The following is a 17635-nucleotide window of genomic DNA, read 5'->3' as shown; positions in this document are numbered from 1 at the left end:
CACCTCGCGCACCTGTATCATTTACTACCGCATCCCTCTCCATGTATTCGCTTTCTTATATTATAAAAATTTTTATGTGCTGTATCCTCCTCACTTCTCTCTACTTGTGATGAGTTCTCTGTCTACATAAAAAGAGAATAGTAAAAGATTTTCGGTCTTGTCATCTATACATGTGTAAATACAAATAACAATAGGAACTTACATTTTTTTCATATATGACCATCTATAGGTAGTTTTTTCAACTGAATTTTACACGCTTTCTACTTTGTTTGATAGCCTTTCCAATTAGAATAATGTTACAATTTTGTGAATATAATCTATTGATTGTTACGTTTGAATTTTAACATATCTATATTATTTCTAAATAGAGTTTGAACTGTATAAACAGTAATTTTATCCCACATTTAATTTTCCTAATATAATTTTATCATTCATATAAAAAAGCACCGGCACAAGGCCAATGCTTTTTCATTATCTCTTTTGATTCGGTTTATGTGGTTCATTTGGAGTATGTGGTTTATTGTTATCATGACCATTTGTTGTTTTCCAACTTACCGATAACTCCGGACTTGTTTTTTCCTCACTTCGTTCGAGTAATACAACCGCATTTTGAATAGTCGGTGTCCCTTTATGTGCAATCCCTTGTAACTTTGTTAAATTCCCTAATACTTTAAAGCTAAATCCACCAGCTGGTGTTTGTTTTGGAATTAAGATGCGGAACTTTTCTCCCACACTAAATTCTGTTTTCGCTTCGCCTTTTTCATTTACAAACTTCGCGCCAGCTGGTGCACCTGTTGCTTGCACTTTATACGTTCCACTTTTCGCGTTTGTTTCTACTGTATATAAACCTGTTTCAAAGAAATCATTTTTCAACACTGCTTGTTGTTCTTCTGATGGCACGACGCTCATCGTAATTTCTTGTAATTCCTCACTAGCATTTGCTTTTGCAACGATATCTTTCGTTACCTTTTCTACATTTTTATTACGGAAATCTAAATCATTAATATCGATTTGTTTTAACGCATTCCATACTGCAAGCTGCGTTGCATAATGTGCTTCTCTCCAATCAGAAACACCTAATTCTTGTGGACTCTTTTGTGGATATCCATTCAATAGTACACGGTACACATTAACATCCACTTTCCCCATTTCCGGTAAATCTTGACCGCTCGGAGATTTCAAATCTACATTTAGGCAAAAGGCAATTTTGCCATCTGCTGTTTTTATAAGCTCTGTTCGAATTGGTTTCTTCTTTGACCTACTATAACTCCAATCCATTTCATACTTTGTATGATCCATAACTTCCGCGAATGCTTTTTGAAGTGGAAATAATAAGTTCGCAAATACGAATAAAACACTCAAAAAAGCGGCCATTAGCTTGAACGATCTTTTTATATTCATGTTTACAACCCCTTATGAAATAACAAATTTACTACTGTTTATTATTTAGTTAGAATTTTTTTTTATGCATAAACAAAACAAAAAAGAGTGCAAACTGTTTTGCACTCTTTCTCTCCACTATAAGTTTAGAAATCGAAATTATCAGGGTCTGGACCAACGCGATGATTTTCGTTTAACGCATCGATTTTCTCCATATCTTCTTTCGTTAATTCGAAATTAAATATATCGGCATTTGCAACAATGCGGTGTTCCTTCGTTGACTTCGGAATTGTAACAACTTCATTTTGAAGATCCCAGCGTAAAATGATTTGAGCTGTCGTTTTACCATACTTATCAGCAATTTCCTGTAATGTTTCGTTATCTAACAATTGACCTTGCATAAGTGGTGACCATGCTTCCATTTGAATACCCTGCTCTTTACAGAACGCTTGTAATTCTTTTTGCGTTAAACGAGGGTGATATTCCACTTGGTTAATCATCGGTTTCATTTCTGCACCTGCTAGTACGTCTTGCAGATGATGAATTTGGAAGTTACTTACGCCAATTGCACGTACGCGTTCTTCTTTATAAAGTGTTTCTAACGCTCTCCACGTCTCTTTGTATTTCCCTTCTACAGGCCAATGAACAAGATATAAATCTAAATAATCTAGTTCTAATTTTTTTAAGCTTTCTTCATATGCAGCAAGTGTCGTTTCATACCCTTGATCCGAATTCCACACTTTTGAAGTAATGAATAAATCTTCTCGAGAAATCCCGGCTTCTTTTATGCCAGCGCGAATTCCTTCTCCTACTGCTTTCTCATTTCCATAAATCGCAGCTGTATCGATACTGCGATATCCTGCTTTAATCGCCAATTTCACAGCTTCTACAAGTTCTGGTCCATCCTCGACCTTAAATACACCTAAACCGAACCAAGGCATTTCTACACCGTTATGCAATGTTGTTGTACTTTGTAAATGTTTCATTATATTTTCTCTCCCTTATTTCAATTGATCTCTTTTTTCTAATGTCATACTCCATGCTGTTAACATAACAGCACCTACTACCATAATTCCGCCTACCCAAGCTGTATGAATTAACCCTAACGAGTTCGTTACAATGCCACCTAAGTAAGCACCAAGAGCGATTCCTGCGTTAAACGCTGCAATGTTAATCGCGGATGCTACATCCACAGCACTTGGAACAAACCTCTCAGCCAATATAACGACATACACTTGTAGCCCTGGAACATTCATAAATGCGAATAGTCCCATGAAAATAATTGTGATGAATCCAGCGACTTTGAACGGCGCTGTAAATGTTAAAACAAATAATACAATTGCTTGAATAAAGAACATGTAAAATAATGCTCGAATCGGATTATGGTTTGATAATTTTCCGCCAACCATATTCCCAATCGCAATTGCAATCCCGTACACCAACAAAATAATTGTAACGGTACTTGCTTTAAATCCTGTTACTTCTTGTAATAGCGGAGATAAATACGTAAATGTTACGAATGTTCCCCCGTATCCTAATGCAGTAATAATAAATACAAGTAATAGTCTTCCATTCGTAATTAGCTTAAACTGATCGCGAAATGATACAGGCGTACCTTTTTTTAAGTTAGAAGGAATTAGCATACTATTGGCTATTAAGGCAACGATTCCAATTGCCACAATTACAATAAACGATGCTCTCCAGCCAAATTGTTGACCGATAAACGTTCCAATTGGTACGCCTGTAATGGTCGCAACAGTTAAACCAGTAAACATAAATGCAATTGCACTCGCACGTTTATTCTCTGGTACAAGAGCAGCCGCAATTGTAGATCCGATCGACATAAAAACGCCGTGCGCAAACGCAGATACAACCCTCGCGATAAGTAACACAGTAAAACTTGTTGCCACCGCTGCAATTCCATTACCAATAATGAAAATAATCATAATCCACATTAATAACGTCTTTCGCGACATACTAGCTGTTAATGACGTTAATACTGGGGCACCAAATGCTACTCCTAACGCATATAAAGAAACGGTTAAACCCGCTGTTGTAACAGAAACATGTAAATCCTCTGAAATAGATGGTAATAAACCGACACTAATAAATTCGGTTGTACCTATTCCAAACGCACTAATGGCTAGTGCTAATAAAGCAAACATACTTCTCCGGTTCGTCTGTACCGCCGAAGAAGATACTGTATATGAATTCAATTGAACTCCTCCTTAATGCGAGAAATCCAATCATAATAGTATGATAAAAAGGCCTTTTTATCTTCTACAAAAATAAATTTATTGCTATATGGCTATTATGAATGGCTTCACTCTATTTTTGAAGAACGCACTTAAAAGTACGATAGGTACCCAAAAGTAACATAGGCACTTTTTAGTACCGTACTACTCATTTCCCTCTTACGTATGCTATTATGGAACATATTCAACATGATAAAAAGTACGTACTTTAAAGTGCTATAGGTACTTTTTAGTAACATTTAAACTATTTAGCTTCTTTTGTTGGAGAACTGAAATTTACATTCATCAAAGGAGATTTGTATATGAAGAAATATAACATTCCCGTCGAAGCGACTTTAGAGGTTATCGGGGGCAAATGGAAAGTCGTTATTCTTTGCCACTTAACGAAAGGTACAAAGAGAACGAGTGAATTAAAACGTCTCATGCCTGGTATTACACAAAAGATGTTAACACAGCAATTACGCGAATTAGAAGAGGATGGAGTTATTCAAAGAAAGGTATACAATCAAGTACCACCGAAAGTAGAATATTCCCTTACAGACTACGGTTGGTCTTTAGAATCCATTCTTGATTCCCTTTGTACTTGGGGCGAATGCCATCTTGAAAAAAGCGGTAACACATCGATGCTAATAACAGAAGGTGAACAATAAAAAAGGAAAAAATGAACATAAATTTGTCCGTTTTTTCCTTTTTTTCTTTATATATACGTACATTTCTTAGCTTAACAAAATAATTTATACGCTTTCACGCCTTGTCAGTACTACGTTATACACTTAATATCAAATAATTAGGAATCATTTTTATGTTAACATAGGTGTATATAGTATATAATATAGGATATATATTATATACACTTTCCGATAAAGGAACTTTCCATTATGCGGACAAGCCAAGTATCGGACAGTTCATAAATAATAGGTAGGACATTATGGTTTTGGATTTATGATTTCAGCTTACTTGCTGGCATAAATTTAAAGGCATTTTATTGTGCTTTGTGAAACTTTGTATAAAGTTTCGCAAGCGTTTACTATCTTACCTATCAAAAATAAGAGTATTGCTATCGTAAAGGAGAATTGGAGATGCCAGAAACTATGACTCAAACAAAGCCAGAACAAGAAACTGTACAAATTTCTGCTAGCCAAGGACAACTTGATGTACTTGATCAGTTGTTAAAACCTGAGGTACAAGAATCATTAACTACACTAGTAGAACAGCTTCCAAAATTAACTGAGCTTGTTAACATTTTAACTAAGTCTTATGACTTCGCTCAAACTGTTGCTACTGATGAAGTATTAAAAAGCGACACTGTTAGTGCAATCACAGAGCTTGTAGAACCTGTAAAAGATACAGTGAAAGGCATGGCTGCAACTGCTATCGAAGCGAAAGATCGTGCTGACGAAAGCAACGAAGTTATCGGCCTGTTTGGTCTATTAAAATTACTAAAAGACCCACAAGCACAAAAAATGTTCCGCTTTGTGAACGCATACCTTCAAATTAGTGCAGAACGTAACAATAAATAATTTAACTTATAACAACAATTAGTAAAGACGGGGGATATCATACTATGTCAAAACAAATTGTCATCTTAGGCGCTGGTTATGGCGGTCTTCTTGCCGCTTTAAACGTACGTAAATATTACAGCAAATCAGAAGCACAAGTTACAGTGATTAACCAATACCCAACGCACCAAATCATCACTGAACTACATCGCCTTGCAGCTGGTAACGTTGCTGAGCAAGCAATTGCAATGCCACTTACAAAGCTTTTCAAAGGTAAAGACATTGATCTTAAAATTGCAACAGTTGAGTCATTCTCAGTTGATAGCAAAGAAATCAAACTAGCTGGTGGCACTACTTTATCTTACGATGCACTTGTAGTTGCTTTAGGAAGTAAAACTGCTTACTTCGGTATTCCAGGACTAGAAGAAAACAGCATGGTATTAAAATCTGCTGCTGATGCAAACAAAATCTACAAACACGTTGAAGACCGTATTCGTGAATACGCGAAAACGAAAAACGAAGCTGATGCTACAATCGTAATCGGTGGTGGCGGATTAACTGGCGTTGAGCTAGTTGGTGAGCTTGCTGACATTATGCCTAAACTTGCAAAAAGCCACGGCGTAAATCCAAAAGAAGTTAAACTTCTTCTTGTTGAAGCAGGTCCAAAAATCCTTCCAGTATTACCAGACCACTTAATCGAACGTGCAACTACTAGCCTAGAAGCACGCGGCGTTACATTCTTAACAGGTCTTCCTGTAACAAACGTTGCTGGCAATGAAATCGACTTAAAAGACGGTCAAAAACTTGTTGCTAACACATTCGTTTGGACAGGTGGCGTACAAGGTAACCCATTAATCGGTGAATCAGGTCTTGAAGTAAACCGTGGTCGTGCAACAGTTGATGCATACCTACAATCTACTTCTCACAAAGACGTATTCGTTGCTGGAGACAGCGCTGTTGTCTTCGCTCCAGACGGACGTCCATACCCACCAACTGCACAAATCGCTTGGCAAATGGGTGAGTTAATTGGATACAACTTATACGCAGCACTAGAAGGCAAAGCATTCGAAGAGTTCGCACCTGTAAACTCTGGAACACTTGCTAGTCTAGGACGTAAAGATGCTGTTGCTACAATTGGAGCAAGCAATACTCCACTTAAAGGCTTACCAGCATCATTAATGAAAGAAGCAAGTAACGTTCGTTACTTATCACACATTAAAGGTCTATTCAGCTTAGCTTACTAATCTGAATATAAGCCCGAATCATGCCCTGCATGGTTCGGGCTATTTTTATCCCACTATTTGCGGGCAGTAAATCTCCCTCCTCAAAATTCAATGGGAGCAAAAAAGTTAGGTTGGAAATCAACAGCCCGTAAATGCCCGATTGACGAGGGCTGATAATCAGTTGGGGATGAACAAAACCCCCACTGATTAAAGTTTCACTTTATCCGTATTTTTCTCTAACTTACTTATTCGGCAGAAGCATAAGTTAATCCTCTATAATTATCGAAATATACTGACTTTTGATAATAAAAGCTGTCCCTCTTTGGAACAGCTTTTATTATCATCTTTCGTCGGCAAATCGATATATCGAGAAAATCGCTGATATAATTTTTCAACCTTATTCATTATCCTAATTTAACTAGGCTGTAGTTCTTCTTCCCTTTACGAATAATGATAAATCGTCCATCAAATGAATTTTCTACAGTAACATCCGTACCTACATCCGTTACTTTTTCACCATTCATAGAAATAGCTCCGTTATTAATATCTTCACGCGCTTGTCGTCTAGATGGTTCAATTCCTAAATCAACTAGCCATTCTACGATGTTTTTCGTCTCTTTTGCAGACTCGAATGTTGGCATCTCTTTAAAGCCTTGCTCAATTTCATCAGCTGTTAACGATTTAATATCTCCGCTAAATAATGCTGCTGTAATTTTCACAGCTTGTGAAAATGCCTCTTCTCCATGAACGAATTTCGTCATTTCTTCCGCTAATACTTTTTGTGCTTCACGTTTATGAGGCTCTGTTTCTACCTTCGCTGCCAATTCATCAATACGCTCTTTCGTTAAGAACGTAAAGTATTTCAAGTATTTAACGACATCACGGTCATCTGTATTCACCCAGAACTGGTAAAATTCAAATGGTGTTGTTTTTTCATGATCAAGCCAAACCGCACCACCTGCAGATTTACCAAACTTCGTACCATCTGATTTCAATAATAACGGAATTGTTAGTCCGAATACTTTCGCTTCGTGCCCTTCTAACTTACGAATTAAATCTAAACCACTCGTAATATTTCCCCATTGGTCACTACCACCAATTTGCAGTTGAACATCTTCTTTCGTGTATAAATGATGGAAGTCCATCGCTTGCAAAATTTGGTACGTAAATTCTGTGAAAGAAATCCCTGTATCTAAACGACTTGCTACAATATCCTTCGCTAACATGCTATTAATGCTAAAGTTTTTCCCGTAATCACGTAAAAACTCAATAATGTTTATTTCACGTGTCCAGTCGTAGTTATTTACCATCTTCACTTCGCTATTTCCGCCAAAATCAAATAACTTTTTCATTTGCGCTGTTAACGCATCCACATTATGTTGAACGACTTCTAACGTTTGAAGTTGACGTTCTGATTGACGTCCGCTCGGATCACCAATTGTTCCTGTTGCCCCGCCGATTAAAATAACTGGATGATGGCCAGCTAACTGGAATCTCTTCATCATCATAAACGGAATCAAATGTCCGATATGCATACTATCACCAGTCGGATCAACTCCGCAGTATAGTGAAATCTGTTTCTCTTCTACTAGCTTACGTAAACCTTCTTCGTCCGTCTGTTGATTAATGGCGCCGCGCCATTCTAATTCATCAATGATATTCATCTTTTGTCATCCCCTCTATTTTTTTGAAAACAAAAAGTCCCTATGTCTATGACATAGGGACGATTATTCACCGTGTTACCACCCAGTTTGTATAAATAGCGTAGCTACTCATACCACTCTTAGCAATAATATCGATTGCCAATCCGCTTAGCATTACCTAAGATACTCCAGAGTGTAATTCGCAAGTTTGTTTGTGCTAGGTTCCACCAACCCCTAGCTCTCTCGTTAACAGTGACAAACTGCTACTGGGCTCTTTCAACGTATATGATTTGTTAAATTATTAGCCATTATATTGAATTGAAAACAAATTGTCAACAATACCCAAATGTTATTTTAAAATAATTCACATTTTCATACGTATTTCGTTACTCTTTATCTTCTCCAATAATCCTTACTTCTCGCTCTAACTTCACGCCAAATTTCTCTTCAACAGTCTTTTGTACAAAGTGAATTAAATCGATATAATCTTGTGCTGTTCCGTTATCCACATTCACCATAAATCCAGCGTGTTTTAGGGAAACTTCCACTCCACCAATTCGCTTACCTTGTAGGCCTGATTCTTGAATCAACTTACCAGCAAAGTTATTTGGTGGGCGCTTAAATACGCTACCACATGAAGGGTATTCTAGAGGCTGTTTTGATTCACGTTTAAACGTTAAATCATCCATTTTTGCTTTAATTTCTTCACGTACACCTTCTTCAAGTTCAAATCTCGCTTCAAGAATAATGTAATGGTTGTTCGCAAATACACTCTTACGATATCCAAATTCAAATGCTTCTTTCGTCAAAGTACGTAGCTCTCCATCACCTGTCATCACAACAGCTTCTGTTAATACAAACGATACTTCACCGCCGTAAGCACCAGCATTCATATATAATGCTCCGCCAACTGAACCTGGAATACCACAAGCAAACTCAAGACCCGTTAAATTATGATCTAACGCAATACGTGATACGTCAATAATTGCTGCACCACATTGCGCTACAATTGTCGTTCCTGTTACAGTCACACCTGTAATGTGAATTAAACTTACTGTAATCCCGCGAATTCCACCATCTTTAATAATGACATTCGATCCATTCCCTAAAAACGTAACTGGAATATTATATTCGTTAGCATATTTGATAACTTCTTGAATTTCATCATAATTTGTCGGCGCAACGAACACATCTGCTTTTCCGCCAACTTTAATATGCGTATGATTCTTTAACATTTCATCTTGTTTCACATGACCTTCAGGCAATACCGTACTTAAATATTTATAAACCTCTTGCATATTCATTTTACGATTCCTCTATTTCTATATTCTTTTTATCCCGTTATACGGGCCCATAATATCCCCACATACATGAACGAACCTAAAGTGGTGGATACAGTGTACCCAAAATCAATTCGAGACACCTATAAACCTCTTAATTTATAAGAGGTGCCACTCATATTAAAATATATATTTCATAATAAAGCAACCCAAATGGGCTACTAAACTTGACATGTCATCAGAAAGACAACAATTTGTAAAATATATTACTTTTTCAAAACACTATCCTTCAGTATCTTACTATACCATACGAAAATAAAGTGGTATTTTTTGTAATCTTTACTTTATTTTCATCAATAAAAAAAGATGCTTTTACCTGTGTAAAAGCATCTTTTTCATTATTTATTATAATTTACTTTTCGTTCTCTTCTTTTTCCTTATCAAACCATAACAGTTCGTCATCATCAACTTCACCGTTATAGTTGATTAAAATTTCTTCTCCCGCTTTTATATCCTTATAAGCGAAGAAGTTAAATGTATGATTCTCGAAGACAATTTCATACGTTGCATTCGGATTATATGCATGATTAAATAACATGCCGTATCCTAACAGGAATGCCGTATGATTTACCCCATACTCAAATGCGTAGTCAGCAAGTAACGTTTTCTCAATGTGTTCATGCTGTTCATTCGGATAAGAGATAACTGGTGCTGAGTGAATCAACTCACCCTTTTTAATATCACGAGTTGCAAATACACCTCTATTAAATTCTCCATCACTAAGTTCAGAAGTCTTAACTTCAATCATATGCGTCACCTATATAATTCTTTCTTTGAAGTATTTTATCCCGCTATTTGCGGGAGTTCAACTAATAATTAGTAGGTATTAGTCTCACTTTATCTCCTTAAGCTTGGCAGAAAACGCACAGAAAAGCAATTAAATTACTATCAAGTATTTATTTAAATGAAAAAAGAGCACACATGGTGTGCCCTTTTCAAGAAATATTACTTTTCTAGAATATCTTCTAGTAACTTCACTTGCTCGCTAACCGTATGTAACGTCTTCACTGATGTATCATTTCGATGTTTTTCTTCTTCTACACTTGCTAACACTTCTTCTGTAGCAGCAGAAGTTTGCTGGATTACATGAGAAGCATGTGTAACATCCTTTACGATATTCGTCGTTTTAACTTGGAAACTTTCTTGATGATCAACAATCTCTCTCATTACATCATTAATTACATCAATAAACTTCCCTAAATCCGTTACATTTGTTAAAACACTTGCTAGCATTTCGTTACATTCTTCTTGTACTCTTTCTGATTTCTCTACCTGTACTTCCACTTTACTCGCTTGATTACTAAACTCCTTCAAAATACCTTGAATTCTCCCCGCAGAACGATTTGATTCTTCAGCAAGCTTTAATACTTCATTCGCTACAATAGCAAATCCTTTTCCATGCTCTCCTGCTCTTGCAGCTTCTATATTTGCATTTAAAGCTAGCAAACTCGTCTGACTTGAAATATTCGTTATTACATCTACAATTTCATTAATTTGCTTCGACTGCATCATTAAATCTCTAAATATAATTCCTGATTGTGAAACAACATCATTTAAACTTCTCATATTCGCTTCAAAATTTCGTAAAGTATGTACACTGCCCTTTGAAATTTCTAAACTTTCATCCATACGAATTGATGCATTTCTCACTTGAGAAATGATTTGTTCAATATTCCCCTCCATATCGTTCAATACTTCTACCGAACGATGCATCATCTCTGATTGTGATTGGGTACCAACTGCCACTTCTTCAAAAGCGAAATTAATTTCACTCATCGACTCCGTCGATGTATTCATATTTTGTCTTAAATGATTGAAATTACTATCTAACTTTACAACCGTTTCCTCAATAAGCCTTTGAGTCTCTTCTAGCTCCTGAGCTTTCCTCATTACTTCTTGCTTCTCATCACTTAAACGAGCTAGCAGATTAGATCCAATCTTCGTTACGCCCCACATAGCGATCGTTACGATTGCTAACAAGCTTGCGAAGTTTGCAGCTTCAGATGCCGCTGTATAAGCAAAAAATTGCTCCGGCCAATAACTACAAAGAATAAATGTAAGAACAACCGCCACTCCGCCGAGAATGATAACGAGACGTTCACTCAAATAAATAAGTGAAACTGCTAATGTAAAGTAGACCATTTGGAATACAGCCGGGCTTTCGTTAAAAGCTTGTACCATAATGAAAGACATAATAAGCAGCATAAATGTCATAATATATTTATACATCGCTTCCATGCTTTCTATAAAAGTCAGAAGCGTTCCAAATACAACAACTGAAATACCACAAACCCAAAATGCTATTGCTCTCTCTGTAAAAATATATCCGTAATACCCAATCGCGATTATTCCAAGGAAGAAACTACAAATCGTGATAAACAGCAATAAATGATTTTTCTGTGATTCTTTCTCAAGGTTAGAAAAACAAGTTTTCTTTAACCACTCCATATATAAAGTCCCACTTTCTACGCTTAATTACTTCAACTTAAAGACCGCACTCACTGGGTTATGATCACTATTCTCAAACTTTAAATCTTTCCCTTGTACATTTACAATCTCCACATTCGGTGAAACGATAAAGCCATCAATAATCGTGACAAAGTTTTCACCTTCCACATACTTCTTCACATCATCTCTCACCGTCATAACAGACGGATCTACAGCCCACTTAAAGCCACCATTAGTAAAGTCCTTCGGCAACTCTACTAACCATTCTGGACGCTCTTTCACAAACTTCGGATCACTTAACTGAATATCAGAAAGTAATTGATTCCAATCTCCGCCCATTATTACGTAATCACCATCTTTATAATGCTTGTTCATATATTCTTTTAAATACTCTACTTGCTGCTTTCTAATTTGTCCGCCTTCATCATACGCAGACAAATGTAAATTTACGAGTCTAACAAACTTCCCATTACTAACAGGGATTTTATGTTCAACAATCGCTCGATCTAAATCAAATAAACGCTTTGGCCAAGGCTCCATTCCAGGAAGCTGGAACCTCTCCGCTGTTTGAATTTTATATTTCGAAAACGTACTTAATCCAGCCTCCGCATATCCCATTGGACTTGTAATTGGAACAGGGACCCATTTTGTATCATAGTTCTTTCCAAATGACGAAGCATGCTCAGGTAGTCCCTTTTTCAAAAACTCATGCCCATTTACATCAAAAGACCGCAATGATTTTATATCAACTTCTTGTAATAACGCAAAATCACTATTCTCATTTTGTAAAAACGAAAGCATATTCTTTAAATTCGTTTCCGTTTGCTCTTTACTACTTGAACCAGATCCCTTTCCTCCATCCATAAAGAAATCTTGATCCTTATCTAATCCAGCATATCCAATATTAAATGTTGTAACTTTAAACTCATTGTCAGGCGCTAATACACGCTCCTTATTATTTTCCACCTTCAAGCTTATAACATCAGCAGGCTGTTTTTTTGTAAGTGTCATATACGCTAAAAAACCACCTAAAATGCAAGCTCCTATCAAAATACATATAAGTACTATTTTTAATAATTTCTTCAAATAAACGCCCCTTTTCTAAAACACACAACTAAATTATCTTTATTTTCAGTTAAATAAAACTGAATGACAGACATAAGAAATATTTTATCACATCGAAAACCTTATATCACTATATTTAGTTTATAAGCATATCACCCTACCTTAAACCATCACACACATACAAAATGACTCCACTTCTTCACTCTGGAAATTCAATGCAATTTTTAGTACACTATATGTAATAATCAAAGGCGATGGAGTTCGCCATAACTGCTGCTTAGCTAATGACTCCTACCAGTATAACTACTGGTAGGAGTCTATTTTTTTGAGCAAGCTATTTTAAAGAGGTGAAGAAATTGATTTATATTATCGTTGGCATAGCCGGTATATTAGGGGCCCTCTCTCGCTATTATTTAGGTCTTACTATTCATACTTCATGGCAGTATTCATTTCCATTAGCCACGTTGCTCATTAACTTAATCGGCTGTTTCTTATTAGCGTGGCTAACTACGTATATAGCTCGGCGAAATATCTTACCTTCAGAAATTATTACAGGCATTGGAACTGGATTCATCGGTTCCTTTACGACGTTCTCGACATTCAGTGTAGAAACTGTGCAATTAATCAATGTTTCTGAATGGGGTACGGCTTTCTTATACGTAACATGCAGTATACTTGGTGGCCTCATTATGTCTGGCCTTGGCTATACACTAGGTGATTTCTTAATTAAGAAACAACTTACGGAAGGTGATCACTTATGATGGAGGCTTTACTAGTGGCAACTGGAGGTTTCTTCGGTGCTATTACACGATTTGCAATTAGCAATTGGTTTAAAAAAAGAAATAAAACTTCGTTTCCAATTGCTACATTTCTCATCAATATAACAGGCGCATTTTTACTCGGATATATAATTGGCAACGGAGTCACCACAAGTTGGCAATTATTATTAGGGACTGGATTTATGGGTGCCTTCACGACATTTTCAACGTTTAAATTAGAATCTGTTCAGCTTTTCAACCGTAAAAACTTCGGCATACTATTTCTATATTTAAGTGCCACTTATATGATTGGTATCCTTTTTGCATTCCTTGGCATGAAACTAGGCGGAATATAAAGAAAGAAAGTGACTCTGATCAGTCGCTTTCTTTCATAAGAAGTATGTCCCGCCATATGGGATGGAAAATAAATATGCTGGATGCACATCATAATGTACAGCTTGCATCGGAAACTGTGAGTACGACATATACTGCCCTTGCATCATTTGTGCAAAATATGCTTGTTGCTGCATTTGAATCGCTTGATTCACAGCATGAATTGTCCCCTGTGCTCCTGCCAATGTAATGGCTGCTCCCACTTGTCTACCACTATAAAAATAATGATTCATCATGATTCAGCTCACTTATTATTTTTCTTCCATATCTTATGCTTCTATTTCATGGCAAGTGTTTTATCGTGCTGTCTTTTTTCGAATCACTGAGAAAAGAGCCACACACAAAATTGCAACAATTCCAGTGAAAGTAAATAAATATGCTAATGGAATTAAGAAAAATGGCTCCACTAAAGTTCCGTCTGGTTTTACTTCAGAACCAATTATATTAAACATAATTATGCATAACACGCCTAAAAATATTGGACTAGAAGCTAATAAGTATTTTTTCTCCTTATTTGAAGTAATAAATTCAAATACTGACACACCAATACCACTAAAGAACAATAGATAGCTCACTGGTACTAGGAAGAAGTAAGGTTCTATAAGCAAACCACTTCCATCCATTTTACTTGTCGTCCCATGTATGATTAAACAAGTAGCGCCTAATGATATCAATACAATTGCTAATAAATATTTTTTCATAATATATTCTCCTTTGATTTCACAATTCATTTATCTGCATTCCTTTTTACTATTCTTACTACCATCATAATAAGCTTGACCACATTACAAGTCAACAACTATTTATCGTTTTACGATAAATAGTTGTTGTTTAATATACAAAAAAAAAAAAAAAAAAAAAAAAAAAAAAAAAAAAAAAAAGACTATAGACAATCACTGTCTATAGCCTTTTCAATCCATTATTTCGTTCTAAAATATTCCTTCTGAAACATACACATTCTTATCGCATTATGATAGTTACCATCAACGAAAAACTCGTCGAGAAGTTCTCCTTCTACCATAAATCCAACCTTTTTATAAACGTGTACAGCTTTTTCATTCTCTTTATCGACAACTAAATATATTTTATGCATATTTAATACAGAAAAAGCGTAATCCATCGCTAAACGCGTCGCCTCTGCTGCATAACCATATCCTTGATAATTTGGATCAATAATAATCTGGAATTCTGTTCTACGATGAATATAATCGATTTCCACTAACTCGACCAATCCAACCATCTCATTATCTTTCTCCACGATAAATCGGCGTTCACTTTGATCATGTATATGTTTATCGTATAAATCCTGCAGCTCTACAAATGCCTCATACGGTTCTTCAAACCAATACGACATAATATGTGCATTATTATTAAGTTCGTGTACAAACTTTAAATCTTCCCGTTCTAAAGGACGTAACTTCAATTCCTGACTCATTGCTATAACCTCCAAGTAAAAGAAACCTCTTCACTTAATTTCTCAATTTTTTTCAATTTCAAACGCCCTATTTACATTGTAAACTTTCAAGCAACTTGAAGGTCAAGACATAAAAAAGTAGTACAAACTTATGCCTGCACTACTCTTTTCTCAAATCTCTCATATTTGATATGTATAAAGCAACGACTAAAACGAGAATGGATCCCGCATATAACAACGTCTCCATCGGTTCCTCATGAGACACAATAATTAATCGAATTAAAGCCGTAATTCCGATATAAATGAAATAACGTAACGGGAAATGGTAATTCGACTTAAAATACTTAATAATCAATGCGATGAACTCGAAGTATAAGAAATAAACGATGATGCTCTCAACCAATTTATACGATGTATATTCCTTTGTTGAAAATATGTATTGAATAAATGTGATTGTCTCATTAATTAAAAAGATCGATAAAACAATGGACAATATAATTAACGCTATATTTAATATCCACTGTAAAACGCTAGCTATATAATGATCGATATTAAACTTCATTTCACACTCTCCTTCATGTAAATACTTATTTATTATAGCAAAATTATACTTACAGAAGTGTTAAATCAAATATGATCGTCCTCTTTCACTATCACTTCACCATTCGGATATTTACGCTTAATATAGTCGCTTCCCCAAGCTTCACTTTGTATCTTTTAGCTTTTTCACAATGAAACTATATACGTCAAAATCGTTTCATGACGTTATTACTTCCACATACTTGTAATTTATATAATAACAATACAGTACAAATAACGTGCTGTATAACTAATTGTGGGGGGATTAATGATGAACGAAGCATTACTATTAATCGACATACAAAATGATTACTTTGAAGGCGGAAATATGGCATTACATCGACCTGAAAAAGCCGTAAAAACAGCGAAAGAAGTCTTGAAACTATTTCGCGAAAAGCATAAAACAGTTATTCACGTACAACATATCGCGAACAATGAAGGAGCTACTTTCTTCTTACCCGATACAGTAGGTGTTCAAATTCATGATGATGTACAACCGATTGCTAACGAAAAAGTCATACAAAAACATCACCCTAACAGTTTTTTAAGAACAAATTTATTAGAAACATTAAAGGCAGAAAAAATAGATCAACTAGTCATTTGCGGTATGATGACTCACGTATGTATTGATGCAACCGTACGCGCTGCCAGTGATTTAGGATTTCAATGTGTTGTAATTGAAGATGCTTGTACAACAAAAGATTTAGAGTTTCAAGGAAATTTAATCCCCGTGGTACACGCTCATCAATCGTTCATGAGTGCATTAGAGTTTGGTGATATTTACGCAAAAGTCATATCCGCAAGCAGTTTTATAAACAAAAGCAAATAAAGAATTACAGTTCCATATGAAAAAAGAAAGAATAAATATCTTATTCTTTCTTTTTTCAATTGTCTTAATGACAGTATTTATACGATAATCACCATAATGTAAAACATCTGCAAGAGTCTCTTCTAATTGCTGGTGCGAAGATGTATGAAGAATCATGATATAACATCCATCGCCACTTATACGATACATTTCAGTAATTACGTCCGTTTTTTCGAAAAAGGTTTGAATTTGATTATGATAATGTGGTGCATGCAAAAATAGCGTAACAAAGGTCATGATAGACCCTTCCAGCTTAGCCCTGTCGATATCTATCGTATATTTTTGAATGACACCTGCCTCTTCTAATTTATTAATTCGTTTCCCAACAGCCTGGCCCGTCAAATGTACTAGCTCTCCAATTTCCTTCCAATTCATCCTAGCGTTTTCTTGTAGTAATTGTATAATCTTAAGATCTGTTAAATCAAACATAGCCGTCCCCTTCCTATAGGAATCACCTTCTATAAGATTTTCATTTCCCCCTACAATCCATCTTAAAAATTTTTACAATACAATTGATTAACTCTATTAAGAATTACATTACTGTTAACGGCTTTCCTTCTTCCTTACTATGTATTTTGGGATTACTCGTAGGCATCAAAAAAATTGGTAAGTGTTCGAAAGGGCCATACAGCAAGCTAGCGATTTTTTTATAAATATGAAAATTTTTTAGTAATTAGTTTATCTTTTTTTAATGTTTTATTTAGAGGCAGTTTATACTCGAGGATTAACATAATAAACGTAATAACTGCGTTCAGAAGGACTAACTATTA

Annotated in this window: 18 protein-coding genes, 2 pseudogenes, 1 riboswitch and 1 other annotated feature; of the genes and pseudogenes, 6 read left to right on the top strand and 14 right to left on the bottom strand. The window is 35.6% G+C overall.

Annotated elements, in window-relative coordinates:
• Positions 1 to 471 precede the first annotated feature (471 nt).
• The 3 genes from ACXVYO_RS02690 to ACXVYO_RS02680 all read right to left on the bottom strand — a co-directional run bounded on the left by ACXVYO_RS02690 (position 472) and on the right by ACXVYO_RS02680 (position 3545).
• A complete protein-coding gene (locus ACXVYO_RS02690) occupies positions 472 to 1401 on the bottom strand; it encodes a thioester domain-containing protein (RefSeq protein WP_458465955.1) in 930 nt (309 codons plus the stop codon).
• A 125-nt stretch (positions 1402 to 1526) separates the two neighbouring features.
• A complete protein-coding gene (locus ACXVYO_RS02685; protein WP_458466038.1) occupies positions 1527 to 2369 on the bottom strand; it encodes an aldo/keto reductase in 843 nt (280 codons plus the stop codon).
• A gap of 12 nt (positions 2370 to 2381) precedes the next feature.
• Positions 2382 to 3545, bottom strand: coding sequence for an MFS transporter (locus ACXVYO_RS02680; RefSeq protein WP_458466037.1), 1164 nt, complete (start codon positions 3543 to 3545; stop codon positions 2382 to 2384).
• A gap of 392 nt (positions 3546 to 3937) precedes the next feature.
• On the opposite strand from ACXVYO_RS02680, the gene ACXVYO_RS02675 reads away from it, so the two are divergent.
• From ACXVYO_RS02675 to ACXVYO_RS02665, 3 genes are all read left to right on the top strand, one after another.
• The gene (locus ACXVYO_RS02675) at positions 3938 to 4285 is read left to right on the top strand and encodes a winged helix-turn-helix transcriptional regulator (protein WP_000760478.1); all 348 of its coding nucleotides are present in this window, start codon (positions 3938 to 3940) and stop codon (positions 4283 to 4285) included.
• A gap of 429 nt (positions 4286 to 4714) precedes the next feature.
• Positions 4715 to 5155 (top strand): DUF1641 domain-containing protein, encoded by a 441-nt coding sequence (locus ACXVYO_RS02670; RefSeq protein ID WP_001115312.1) that lies wholly within the window; start codon positions 4715 to 4717, stop codon positions 5153 to 5155.
• Between the two features lie 44 nt (positions 5156 to 5199).
• Positions 5200 to 6378: an NAD(P)/FAD-dependent oxidoreductase gene (locus tag ACXVYO_RS02665; RefSeq protein WP_000043194.1), complete on the top strand. Its 1179-nt coding sequence runs from the start codon at positions 5200 to 5202 to the stop codon at positions 6376 to 6378.
• 383 nt (positions 6379 to 6761) lie between these two features.
• On the opposite strand, the gene tyrS is transcribed toward ACXVYO_RS02665, so the two are convergent.
• The 5 genes from tyrS to ACXVYO_RS02640 form a co-directional block, all read right to left on the bottom strand.
• Positions 6762 to 8021 (bottom strand): tyrosine--tRNA ligase, encoded by a 1260-nt coding sequence (gene tyrS, locus ACXVYO_RS02660; RefSeq protein WP_458465954.1) that lies wholly within the window; start codon positions 8019 to 8021, stop codon positions 6762 to 6764.
• Positions 8022 to 8073: 52 nt separating this feature from the next.
• Positions 8074 to 8289, bottom strand: a binding site (T-box leader).
• A gap of 97 nt (positions 8290 to 8386) precedes the next feature.
• On the bottom strand, positions 8387 to 9304 hold the full coding sequence (gene murB / locus ACXVYO_RS02655) for a UDP-N-acetylmuramate dehydrogenase (RefSeq protein WP_458465953.1): 918 nt from the start codon (positions 9302 to 9304) through the stop codon (positions 8387 to 8389).
• Between the two features lie 388 nt (positions 9305 to 9692).
• Entirely contained in the window at positions 9693 to 10088 is a 396-nt protein-coding gene (locus tag ACXVYO_RS02650; protein ID WP_000573651.1) for an SET domain-containing protein, read from the bottom strand.
• 197 nt (positions 10089 to 10285) lie between these two features.
• A complete protein-coding gene (locus ACXVYO_RS02645; protein WP_458465952.1) occupies positions 10286 to 11788 on the bottom strand; it encodes a DUF4077 domain-containing protein in 1503 nt (500 codons plus the stop codon).
• A gap of 27 nt (positions 11789 to 11815) precedes the next feature.
• Entirely contained in the window at positions 11816 to 12874 is a 1059-nt protein-coding gene (locus ACXVYO_RS02640; protein WP_458465951.1) for an endonuclease/exonuclease/phosphatase family protein, read from the bottom strand.
• Between the two features lie 220 nt (positions 12875 to 13094).
• A riboswitch (Fluoride riboswitch) is annotated at positions 13095 to 13154 on the top strand.
• 55 nt (positions 13155 to 13209) lie between these two features.
• Between ACXVYO_RS02640 and crcB (ACXVYO_RS02635) the strand changes: the two genes are divergently transcribed.
• Positions 13210 to 13614, top strand: a complete 405-nt coding sequence (gene crcB, locus ACXVYO_RS02635; protein ID WP_073517073.1) for a fluoride efflux transporter CrcB — start codon at positions 13210 to 13212, stop codon at positions 13612 to 13614.
• A complete protein-coding gene (gene crcB / locus ACXVYO_RS02630; RefSeq protein WP_063263146.1) occupies positions 13611 to 13967 on the top strand; it encodes a fluoride efflux transporter CrcB in 357 nt (118 codons plus the stop codon). Before crcB (ACXVYO_RS02635) ends, crcB (ACXVYO_RS02630) begins: the two co-directional genes overlap by 4 nt.
• A 33-nt stretch (positions 13968 to 14000) precedes the next feature.
• On the opposite strand, the gene ACXVYO_RS02625 is transcribed toward crcB (ACXVYO_RS02630), so the two are convergent.
• The 5 genes and pseudogenes from ACXVYO_RS02625 to psiE form a co-directional block, all read right to left on the bottom strand.
• Complete coding sequence (locus ACXVYO_RS02625) at positions 14001 to 14240, bottom strand: DUF3947 family protein (protein ID WP_063263145.1); 240 nt, start codon at positions 14238 to 14240, stop codon at positions 14001 to 14003.
• Positions 14241 to 14300: 60 nt separating this feature from the next.
• Positions 14301 to 14528: a DUF3955 domain-containing protein gene (locus ACXVYO_RS02620; RefSeq protein WP_176374192.1), complete on the bottom strand. Its 228-nt coding sequence runs from the start codon at positions 14526 to 14528 to the stop codon at positions 14301 to 14303.
• Positions 14502 to 14708 (bottom strand): annotated as a pseudogene (locus ACXVYO_RS02615) (DUF3955 domain-containing protein); the annotation flags it as partial. The pseudogene ACXVYO_RS02615 and the gene ACXVYO_RS02620, both read right to left, overlap by 27 nt.
• A gap of 215 nt (positions 14709 to 14923) precedes the next feature.
• Positions 14924 to 15439: a spermidine N1-acetyltransferase gene (gene speG, locus ACXVYO_RS02610; RefSeq protein ID WP_071723872.1), complete on the bottom strand. Its 516-nt coding sequence runs from the start codon at positions 15437 to 15439 to the stop codon at positions 14924 to 14926.
• 139 nt (positions 15440 to 15578) lie between these two features.
• Positions 15579 to 15980 (bottom strand): phosphate-starvation-inducible protein PsiE, encoded by a 402-nt coding sequence (gene psiE / locus ACXVYO_RS02605; protein WP_000671179.1) that lies wholly within the window; start codon positions 15978 to 15980, stop codon positions 15579 to 15581.
• 288 nt (positions 15981 to 16268) lie between these two features.
• On the opposite strand from psiE, the gene ACXVYO_RS02600 reads away from it, so the two are divergent.
• Entirely contained in the window at positions 16269 to 16826 is a 558-nt protein-coding gene (locus tag ACXVYO_RS02600; protein WP_458465950.1) for a cysteine hydrolase family protein, read from the top strand.
• 45 nt (positions 16827 to 16871) lie between these two features.
• Here ACXVYO_RS02600 and ACXVYO_RS02595 read toward each other — a convergent pair.
• A pseudogene (locus ACXVYO_RS02595) lies at positions 16872 to 17294 on the bottom strand (Lrp/AsnC family transcriptional regulator); the annotation flags it as partial.
• Positions 17295 to 17635 lie beyond the last annotated feature (341 nt).

The sequence above is a fragment of the Bacillus sp. BC08 genome (assembly GCF_054326875.1).
Note: the sequence above shows the minus strand (reverse complement) of the source record. Positions and strands in the feature narration are given on the sequence as shown.